Genomic DNA, 10,485 nt, shown 5'->3' on the forward strand with positions numbered 1-10,485 from the left:
CCTCCACTTATAAGTCAAATTTTGCCACCGGTTCATATTTGGGATGCTGGGCAGGATGAATACGAAAAAGATAAATATGATCCACTTTCATTGAATACACCTCGTCAAAAACGCTGGAATATTCCTCTTTTGATAATGGAGAGTCACCTTCCGCATTCTTTTTAGCCAACGTGATATGTGGATGAAATTTTCTATTTTCCTTTTTGAATCCAAATTGTTCACCTGTACGATCGACCTGATCTTTTATCATTAGAAGTGGAGTTTTAGTTTCAACCTCAGCATAGAACACTCGCGGTTTAATAGGCTTCCCGAAATAGCCTGCTGGACCAACCTTTAAGGTAAAAGCTTCCGGCCATTCCTGTTTCTTAAGCTCCTTTAGGTAAGCATTAATTACTTCATCGGAAGATCCTCCTAAAAACTTTATGGTAATGTGTAAGTCATCTGGATTAGTCCATACTTTATAATCCATTGATTTAGAAAGGATCTGCTGCCATTCTTTAAACTGCCTTTTCACGTGAGGGGAAGCTTTAATTCCAAAAAAATAGTGTGCACTCATCCTAATGACTCCTTCATTAAATTTGGTGTCCATTTCTTAACCACGGTTACTAATGAGATCCCGAACAATGTCATAACGGAGAAGAACCCGTACATCCCTGCAGTACTCCAAATATCGATCATAACGCCTCCTGTAAAGGTAAAGAAGGCATTCCCCAGACCATTACCCACTGCTGAGTATAGACCAACAGCTGTAGCCCGTACCTCTGGAGGGGCCAGTTGTCTGACTAAAATCAAGGCAGCTGGTATATAAAGACCTACAGAGATTCCCTGCACGATGGTTGTAGCGTACACTAGTTCACTTGATGGCTCAAAAAAATATAAAAGCCAGCGACTGCATGATACTAGAGCACTTAACGAGATAACATTTAAGACTCCCATACTACGGATGACCTTCTGGGAATATTTCATAAAAGGCGCCTCACTCCCTGCTGCCAGCAGGAAAGCAATGCCTACTCCGGATAGTGTACCTCCTACTGATAAAATAAACGTTCCGAAATAATAGTTATTTGCCAGCACTGGACCAAAAATAAAAAAGTTAGAAACGAGGAACAACATGAACGGTTTTTGTTTCAGCAAAACCTTTAATCCAGCTCGGAACGAAACGGATACTTCATCAGATCGTCTTGGAAATTGAATTAATGCAATCAAGGCCAGGAGTAACCCAAATGAAAAGAAATAGAAGATCCAATTAAGAGACCCTGTCAAATCGGTTACACGGCCAAGGATGAATACGGATAGGGCAAACCCTATGGCTCCCCATAATCGTATATTTCCATATTCCTTCCCCTTGGAGTGAACAAAGTTCAAGGATAAACTGTCTGATAGCGGTACAATGCCGGATTGAAAGATGGCAATAGAAATAATGCCGACTAACAAAAAAGGAAATAACTGCATAAACGGATAAAATAAACCAAGTATAGATGCCATAATAGAAGCGATTATTAAAAGACGCTTAGGCCTTCTTGTATAATCACTAATCATTCCCCACACTGGCTGGACAAAAATAGTAACAAGTGGCAATGCTGCTATAACGATACCTATCTGGGTGTGGTTCAGCCCTTTTTCCTCTTCTAAGAAAACCGATAATAACGGAAAAAGGGAACCGAAGGAGAAGAATGCAAAGAAATAAAAAAGCTGGATATAACGATACGTTTTTTCAATTGAGGGCTTTATCATTAAAATAACCTCTTCTGGCTCTTCATTTAGCCAGTTCGTAAATAGAGGCTGCATAAATCTCAACAGCTTTCTTCATGTCAGCGAGTCTGACATGCTCATCCTTTTGATGGGCTGTATCTGGACTGTCCGGAAACATTGCGCCAAATGCTACACCGGCCTGAAGAGAGCGAGCGTATGTAGCACCCCCGATTGATACAGCTGTGTCATTTTTTCCTGCTGCCTTATTATAGACCCGCAAAAGAGTTTCCAAAAATGGATGGTTCTTTTCCATGTATAATGCTTTTAAATGATCGTATAATTCAAAGGTTCCACTATTTTTCTCAGCATAACTTTGAAGTGTAGATATTATTTCGTCCCCATCAGCTGTAACCGGGTATCTAATGTTCACCCCGAGTATTAAAGAACCATTAGATTGGATGGTGAGAGAACCCAGATTACTAGTAAGTGCGCCAGACTCCTCATCTGATTGTTTAAGAAGAAGACCACTTCCATCACTCTGATTAAAACCTTCCGTGATTTCTTTAAGCATTTGCTTCCATTCTGAATGAATAGGAAGGGTAAGCAAGTAGTTGAGCAGCTCGATAATTGCGTTCACACCAGCTTCCGGCTTACTGGCATGAGCAGCTTCTCCATTAAATGTAATCGTATAAGTTTCTTCAACTTTATCAACAGAAGCGTTAATTTTACGCTCTTCCGAGTACCTATTTACGTGAGTTTCCAAGTCTTCTTTAGAACGTATCACCGCTGTGGCTTGATCAGGAACCATATTCAAGCGGTCTCCTCCCCTTAGACTGACGAACTCTACTGCAGGTATTTCATGCCCGCTGAGACAAGGAGCAGGAAAAGTGATATAGCTATCCAGTAATCCTTTCTCAGCATATATAACTGGAAAGGAGGCGTCTGGAGAGAATCCGAAAGTAGGCATTTCCTCCTTTTTAAAATAATATTCCATCCCTTTCCAGTCCCTTTCTTCATCTGTACCCAGGATAAGTCTGATACGTTTGTTAGGTTTAAACCCTTTATCTTTAAGTATTTTCATTGCTATATAGGCGGCCATGACTGGTCCTTTGTCATCCTGAGCTCCTCGTGCGAATAAACAATTATCTCTAATAGTTGGCTCGAAAGGGGGAGTTGTCCAGTCATTCGCGGCGGGGACTACGTCCAGATGGCCGAGAATTCCCAGTAATTCTTCTCCTTCACCAAATTCGATATGGGCAGCGTGCCCATCGATATTTTTAGTGAGAAAACCATCTTTCTGAGCTATGTTAAGCATAGTTTCCAACACATCATGGATTGGCTTACCATATGGATATTCTTCACAATCCTCGTACACACTTGGAATTCTAAGAATCTGAGACAACTTTGTGACAAATTCCTCTTCGTACATACCACTCATTTTTTTAAAATCCATTAAGATGATCCACCTTTTATAATTTTCTTGTAAACATCGTCATTGCAAATCGCATACAATTCAGCATTTTCCGGTATGGTTTCGTTTAATTTACGATTAATAGACAAGTCCTGTCGATCCGCAATGAGAGTTGCTCCTTCACCCAGTAATTCTTGAAAAGCGTCTCTATATATCTTCCAGTGGGTTCTCATAGGGATATGGTATAGATCCTCTCCGACAGATCTCTTCAAAAGCTGACCATAAATTTCAGAAACCCCTTTTCTGAAAGCTGAGCGAACGGCAAGTGAAGAGATCGTCTCGTTTGAGAGGATAAATTCATCAACATGGATATGTTTAAAGTTTTTAATATGTTTTTCATCCATAATTTCTACAATGGTATGGACTTCCTTAGCAATCGACTCAATAGAGGAGGCAATTAATAATGTCTGTCCATCAGCTACTTGTTCATTACTCAGTTTATCGTTGGCAAAAACTAGAACCGCCTTTGCATGTTTAATATTTGCTTTTTCCAATGTGTCCGTATTAGAAGCTTCCCCTCTTACATAGTGAATGTTTTCTTCAAGAAGTGGGGCTTCCTTCAGCTGATCAATGATAATGACTTCAGCTTTAGGATTCGTATCTATAATTTCTTTTATGGCAAAATCGGCTTTTTGCGACCATCCTATAATGATGAAATGACCGGAATCCTTATACATGATATTACCCTCCAAACGTTTTTTTCTAAATAGAGCCAAGGCGTCAATAATTTTACTGATCACTACCCCGATAAGTCCGATCCCTATCACGTATAAGCCAATGGCGATTAAACGCCCTCCTACGGTTACAGGAAAGTAATCACCATATCCAACTGTAGTTACAGTAGTCATCACCCACCAGAATCCATCAAAAATAGTAGGAAATGTTTCCTTCTCTACTAGCACTATTAAGAAGGAAGATAGTATAACCAGCGATGCACTTGATAAAAAAAGCACCGTATTGTTTATTTTCACCATCTTAAGAAATAATTTCCTGAGTATCACCATTACCTCGCCTCCTTTTTTAAGAAGTTGTAAATTTAGTGAATTATCTGTTAAATAAATGTGTTTTTGTAGAAACATCCTTTTTCACTATAGTAGAATGAAACCATCTTCACTGGCACCACAAATTCCAAAGATAACGAATAAGGAGTGGTTTTTTGAATCATCCATCTTCCCGCATGCTCAATCGAATTAAGGCTGTTTATCTTTTTATAAGAGATCAGGGAATTGTGACAACGAACGAGCTCGCTGACGAATTCGGAATTACAGATCGAACTATGCAGAGGGATTTAAGCGTTTTGGAATATAACGGGCTGGTATCAAGTCCTAATCGTGGGAAGTGGACCACTACTAAAAAGAAAGTTAAAACTGGATAAATATGTACAAGACCACCCGTTCCTTAGGATCGGGTGGTTTTATTATGATTATTCAAGATTCGTAATGGAGAATAAATAGTTGAGTTCTTCTTCGCGCAACTCTCGATATTCCCCCAATTCTAAATTTGGGTCAAGTTCCAGCGAGCCCACTTTAATACGTTGTAGATAGGCCACTTTTTTATCAACTGCTTCAAACATTCGCTTCACTTGATGGAATTTTCCTTCCGTAATGGTCAATTCAATCTCGGAGCGGTCATCTGATACAAGGATATTGAGTTCAGCGGGTTTGGTTTTGTACCCGTCATCAAGCGTGACGCCATTGGAAAAGTCTTCTACATCTTTCTCTGTTACTTTTCCTTCAATAATTGCAAAATATGTTTTCCCAACATCTTTTTTTGGAGAAGTAAGCCTATGATTTAACTGTCCATCATTCGTAATCAGCAAAAGTCCTTCCGTATCTTTATCCAGCCGGCCTACTGGAAAAGGACTAAATACGATATCTTCTGGCTGAAGAATATCGATGACGGTGGTCTCATTGGCGTCTTCAGTAGCCGAAATAAGATCACCTGGTTTATTCATCATAATGTAAATAAATTCTCGGTACTCTACTTCTTCTCCCATCACAGTAATTTCGTCTGTCTCTGTATTAATATGAGTTTTAGGACTCTTCTCCGGCTGTCCATTTACTCGTACGTTTCCGCCTTTAAGCAGAGACTTTACCTCTTTCCGCGTTCCATAGCCCATGTTGGCTAACAATTTATCGATCCTCATTTTAAAATCTCCTTCACCTGCGCTTTAAGAATTTATCTAATACTCTTACTCTTCCACCAAGTACTCGTTCTAATAACGTTGACTTGTATGCTAACCACAAATAAATTATTCCGCCTGAGCCTATACTTAACATAAGTACCAGTAAAGCGTCCAATCTGCTTTCTGTAGGGTTAAGAAAGACTCCTGCCAGCCCTTTTACAAGGAATACAGCAATGGCCATTATAGTTGTTAAAATGAGCACAAGTAGTGTACGCTTGTATAATTGTCTGTACGAGAACTCTATCGCTGTAAATATGCGCCAGAAGTTCAGAGTAACGGCAGCCACTACTCCGATCCCTGTAGCCAATATGGCTCCTTTAGGTCCCATTATAGTAATAAGCCATGTATTAAGTAGTAATTTAAGGAAAATACCTGTTCCCAGACTTATCACCGCAAAGTTCTGACGGTTAATTCCCTGAAGAACAGATGAAGTTACCGTATAAAGAGCAAGGAACAAGCCAACTGGAGCGTACCACCTTAACAGGCTTCCTTTAAAAAGAAAATCTTCAAGGTTATTATCTACTCCATAAAACGTACCGTAAGCTTCTAATGCTACTACAGACAATCCTACTGCAGCAGGTATAATAAGAATGGCAATGATCTGCAAGGCTTGATTTACCTGATTATTTAACTGCTTCATATTTTTATTTGTAAAGGATTGGGTAATAGCAGGCAGCAGGGCCAGAGACAAACCAATTCCAAACGTTACAGGGATCATAACCAGCTTATGACTTAAAAAGTTAATGATTGAAAATGAATTTTTATATTCCAACCCAGCCGCCGTAATCGCTCTTTCCAACGTAAACTGGTCAATGAGCTGATAAAGCGGTGTAGCAATACCTACTAAAATAAAAGGACCAGCATAGGTAAACAACTCTTGAAACATTTCTTTATTGGATAAACCATACGTGTATTCTTGTGCATCCAATTGGCGATCTAGATATGGCTTTCGTTTTCTCCAGTAAAGGAACAATACAATACAAGAAGCAATACCACCGATAAAAGCAGCGAATGTTGCGAAGCCAACTGCTCTTGGAATAGGTCCTTGCATGACTTGAACTATGATAAAAACGGAGACAAGCAAGAATACAATTCTTACAATTTGCTCCACCACTTGCGAAACAGCCGTCGGTGCCATAGATTCATACCCTTGGAAGAAGCCGCGGGTAATACTCATGGGCGGAATCACTAACAAAGCAAAACTTACCATCTGAATAACCATGGTAGCATCACCTAAAATAGGTGAATCAGCCCCTACCGTCCAGGAAGCTACTTGTTCAGCAGCGAAAAATAATATCAAAAATGCTACTATGCCACTTACAGCCATGAGAGTAAGACCGGCCTTCAGCATCCTTCTGCCGGTTTCATAGTCTTCAAGGGCGTTATATTTAGAAACAAATTTGGACACGGCTACTGGAATCCCCATACTGGACAAGCTTAAAAGAATGCTATAAGGAACATAAGCGTAAGAGAATAAATCAGTTCCTTCCGTACCTACCATATTTTCAAATGGTACCGTATAAATCATACCCAGGAATTTTGATAAAAAAGTCCCGGCCGTTAATAACATCGTGCCTTTTAAGATTTTCGACATATTTAACTATTCACCTTCAATTTTATTGTAGAATCGACCTCATCTATTTTATCATAGATAAAGGTGAAACAATGAACGATTGGCCAAAAAGAAAGGAAGAACCTCATGACTTACCAAGTAACTGTAATAGGGGGAGGCCCCTCTGGTTTAATGGCAGCCATTGCTGCCGCTGAACAAGGCGTAAAAACACTTCTAATTGATAAAGGAAATAAATTAGGTACTAAGCTTGCAATCTCTGGTGGAGGCCGCTGCAATGTTACCAATCGTCTTCCAGAAGAAGAAGTGATTAAACATATTCCGGGGAATGGCAAGTTTTTATATAGTCCATTTTCTGTATTTAATAATTATGACATCATAGATTTTTTTGAAGGACTGGGTGTTGCTTTAAAAGAAGAGGATCATGGACGTATGTTCCCTGTAAGTAATAAAGCGAAAGATGTGGTACAGGCTCTATTGGACCAACTGGAGAATCTGAATGTGGAGGTCCGGAAGAAAACACCGGTAGAGAGTATTCGCTATGGCAGCGAAGGACATGAAATCACCCTTCAATCCAAAGAAACAATTATGACAAAAGCTGTTATTATTGCAGTTGGAGGGAAAGCAGTGCCTTACACGGGCAGTACTGGAGACGGTTATGCCTGGGCGAAGGAAGCAGGACATGTCATTACGGAGCTTTTTCCTACTGAGGTACCTTTACAATCGAACGAAGAATTTATAAAAAATAAAAGTCTTCAAGGGTTATCTTTAAGAGATGTAGACGTATCTGTGCTTAACCAGAAAGGAAAGCAAATTGTTACTCACCGCATGGATATGCTTTTTACTCATTTCGGGCTTTCGGGCCCCTCCATCCTGCGCTGCTCTCAATATGTAGTTAAAGAATTTATGAAGGGGCATAAACCGGTTACTATTGAGATAGACTGTATGCCCGACAAAAAAGAACATTCCTTGTATGAAGGTCTGCAGCAGGATTTGAAGAATCATCCTAAAAAAACATTTAGAAACCTGGTAAAAGGGATTGTTCCCGAACGATTATTAGATTTTTTATTAGATTACACAAGTATTGAAGCAGATGAAAAAGCAGCTAATCTTTCTAATCAAAAGTTACAGAAATTCGTGTCACTTATTAAACATTTTCAAGTCAAAACACATGATACCCTTCCTATTGAAAAAGCCTTTGTTACAGGTGGAGGAGTATCAATTAAGGAAATTATACCAAATACTATGCAATCAAAACTTATGAACGGACTTTACTTTTGTGGTGAAATTCTAGATATCCACGGTTATACAGGAGGATATAATATTACCTCGGCAATGGTAACCGGTCGAGTAGCAGGGATGCATGCTGCCTGGGAATCTATGGGATAACGAAAAAAAACAATAGATGTTAATTAAATGAAGACAGAGATGGTTTTCACTAAAACTGACCTATTTGCCATTATTCAAAAAAATCGAGAAGCTTTAAGAGCTTCTCGATTTTCTTTTCATGTATTCTTTTTCTCTTCCCAGTTCTCTATTTAAGAGAACCTGCATCTCTTCTCTATCTTCTTTCTCCACTACCGGATCTTCCTTAACCCAATCAAGTGAATATACAATATAATAGCTCCGGATTCTTCTAAAATAAATTGTGGTATGAGGGAATTTATCAAAATAGCCCCGTACCATTTTCCTTCCAGAATAGCTCCATCTTGTTAATTTAATAGAAATCCCTCCGAACATACATTCCTATATTATTATAACTATGATGCTATCGAAGAGCAATCCCTTACCCTATTAAAATAGGCTCCTTGTAGAATCTAATTGGCTCTTAAGCTTCATTCAGAAGGAAAAAAGAATATAATTTATGCGTGCGTGGAAGAATCTGCAATCATATTTCACCATAAAAAAAAGCCTTGAAGACATTCAAGACTTTTCTATTGATGTGGCGGCGTCCTACTCTCACGGGGATCGACCCGACTACCATCGGCGCTGAAGAGCTTAACTTCTGTGTTCGGCATGGGAACAGGTGTGACCTCTTCGCCTTCACCACCACATCGTATTCAATTTAAAGTGAACCTTCAAAACCGGATAAGGAATCATTCAACCATCGGACGAGCGAACGTCTCTTCCGACTTCATTTTAATACTAGATAGATAAGTCTTCGATCCATTAGTATCCGTCAGCTTCACGTGTCACCACGCTTCCACCTCGGACCTATCAACCTCATCGTCTCTGAGGGATCTTACTTACTTGGCGTAAGGGGAAATCTCATCTCAAGGGGGGCTTCATGCTTAGATGCTTTCAGCACTTATCCCGACCACACGTAGCTACCCAGCGATGCTCCTGGCGGAACAACTGGTACACCAGCGGTGTGTCCATCCCGGTCCTCTCGTACTAAGGACAGCTCCTTTCAAATTTCCAACGCCCACGACGGATAGGGACCGAACTGTCTCACGACGTTCTGAACCCAGCTCGCGTACCGCTTTAATGGGCGAACAGCCCAACCCTTGGGACCGACTACAGCCCCAGGATGCGATGAGCCGACATCGAGGTGCCAAACCTCCCCGTCGATGTGGACTCTTGGGGGAGATAAGCCTGTTATCCCCGGGGTAGCTTTTATCCGTTGAGCGACGGCCCTTCCATGCGGTACCGCCGGATCACTAAGCCCGACTTTCGTCCCTGCTCGACTTGTAGGTCTCGCAGTCAAGCTCCCTTGTGCCTTTACACTCTGCGAATGATTTCCAACCATTCTGAGGGAACCTTTGGGCGCCTCCGTTACTCTTTAGGAGGCGACCGCCCCAGTCAAACTGCCCACCTGACACTGTCTCCGGACCGGATGACGGTCCTGGGTTAGAATGTCCGTACAGCCAGGGTAGTATCCCACCAGCGCCTCCACCGAAGCTAGCGCTCCGGCTTCCAAGGCTCCTACCTATCCTGTACAAGCTGTACCAACATTCAATATCAGGCTACAGTAAAGCTCCACGGGGTCTTTCCGTCCTGTCGCGGGTAATGTGCATCTTCACACATCGTATAATTTCACCGGGTCTCTCGTTGAGACAGTGCCCAAGTCGTTGCACCTTTCGTGCGGGTCGGAACTTACCCGACAAGGAATTTCGCTACCTTAGGACCGTTATAGTTACGGCCGCCGTTTACTGGGGCTTCGGTTCAACGCTTCGCCTTGCGGCTAACGCATCCCCTTAACCTTCCAGCACCGGGCAGGTGTCAGCCCCTATACTTCGCCTTACGGCTTCGCAGAGACCTGTGTTTTTGGTAAACAGTCGCTTGGGCCTTTTCACTGCGGCTCCTCGGCAGAGGAGCACCCCTTCTCCCGAAGTTACGGGGTCATTTTGCCGAGTTCCTTAACGAGAGTTCTCCCGCTCACCTTAGGATCCTCTCCTCGCCTACCTGTGTTGGTTTGCGGTACGGGCACCTCTTTCCTCACTAGAGGATTTTCTTGGCAGTGTGAACTCAGGAGCTTCGGTACTTTAGTTCCCTCCCCATCACAGCTTGACGTTGCCGGACGGATTTGCCTATCCGACCGTCTCACTGCTTGGACGCGCTCATCCA

At 41.6% G+C, this 10,485-nt stretch carries 8 protein-coding genes and 2 rRNA genes; 2 read left to right on the plus strand and 8 right to left on the minus strand.

The window, feature by feature from the left end; genetic code table 11:
- Positions 1-7: 7 nt before the first annotated feature.
- Genes thpR through LCM11_RS04600 form a run of 4 tightly spaced genes read right to left on the minus strand, consistent with a single transcriptional unit; the run spans position 8 to position 4,167 of the window.
- Positions 8-556, minus strand: coding sequence for an RNA 2',3'-cyclic phosphodiesterase (thpR, locus tag LCM11_RS04585; protein WP_224893052.1), 549 nt, complete (start codon positions 554-556; stop codon positions 8-10).
- Complete coding sequence (locus LCM11_RS04590) at positions 553-1,734, minus strand: MFS transporter (protein ID WP_224893053.1); 1,182 nt, start codon at positions 1,732-1,734, stop codon at positions 553-555. Before LCM11_RS04590 ends, thpR begins: the two co-directional genes overlap by 4 nt.
- Before the next feature lie 22 nt (positions 1,735-1,756).
- Positions 1,757-3,145: a dipeptidase PepV gene (gene pepV / locus LCM11_RS04595; RefSeq protein WP_224893054.1), complete on the minus strand. Its 1,389-nt coding sequence runs from the start codon at positions 3,143-3,145 to the stop codon at positions 1,757-1,759.
- Positions 3,145-4,167 (minus strand): potassium channel family protein, encoded by a 1,023-nt coding sequence (locus LCM11_RS04600; protein ID WP_224893055.1) that lies wholly within the window; start codon positions 4,165-4,167, stop codon positions 3,145-3,147. Before LCM11_RS04600 ends, pepV begins: the two co-directional genes overlap by 1 nt.
- A gap of 173 nt (positions 4,168-4,340) precedes the next feature.
- On the opposite strand from LCM11_RS04600, the gene LCM11_RS04605 reads away from it, so the two are divergent.
- Positions 4,341-4,538, plus strand: a complete 198-nt coding sequence (locus LCM11_RS04605) for a DeoR family transcriptional regulator (RefSeq protein ID WP_412098132.1) — start codon at positions 4,341-4,343, stop codon at positions 4,536-4,538.
- Between the two features lie 48 nt (positions 4,539-4,586).
- Here LCM11_RS04605 and LCM11_RS04610 read toward each other — a convergent pair whose 3' ends face one another.
- Both LCM11_RS04610 and LCM11_RS04615 read right to left on the minus strand, forming a co-directional pair.
- Positions 4,587-5,309 (minus strand): pseudouridine synthase, encoded by a 723-nt coding sequence (locus LCM11_RS04610; protein WP_224893057.1) that lies wholly within the window; start codon positions 5,307-5,309, stop codon positions 4,587-4,589.
- Positions 5,310-5,322: 13 nt separating this feature from the next.
- Positions 5,323-6,942, minus strand: a complete 1,620-nt coding sequence (locus LCM11_RS04615; RefSeq protein ID WP_224893058.1) for a polysaccharide biosynthesis protein — start codon at positions 6,940-6,942, stop codon at positions 5,323-5,325.
- Positions 6,943-7,047: 105 nt separating this feature from the next.
- On the opposite strand from LCM11_RS04615, the gene LCM11_RS04620 reads away from it, so the two are divergent.
- Complete coding sequence (locus LCM11_RS04620; protein WP_224893059.1) at positions 7,048-8,307, plus strand: NAD(P)/FAD-dependent oxidoreductase; 1,260 nt, start codon at positions 7,048-7,050, stop codon at positions 8,305-8,307.
- Between the two features lie 551 nt (positions 8,308-8,858).
- Here LCM11_RS04620 and rrf read toward each other — a convergent pair.
- Both rrf and LCM11_RS04630 read right to left on the minus strand, forming a co-directional pair.
- Positions 8,859-8,972, minus strand: a 5S ribosomal RNA gene (gene rrf / locus LCM11_RS04625).
- 95 nt (positions 8,973-9,067) lie between these two features.
- A 23S ribosomal RNA gene (locus tag LCM11_RS04630) occupies positions 9,068-10,485 on the minus strand; the annotation flags it as partial.

The organism is Halobacillus halophilus (genome assembly GCF_020171985.1).
Taxonomy (GTDB): Bacteria; Bacillota; Bacilli; order Bacillales; family Halobacillaceae; genus Halobacillus; species Halobacillus halophilus_A.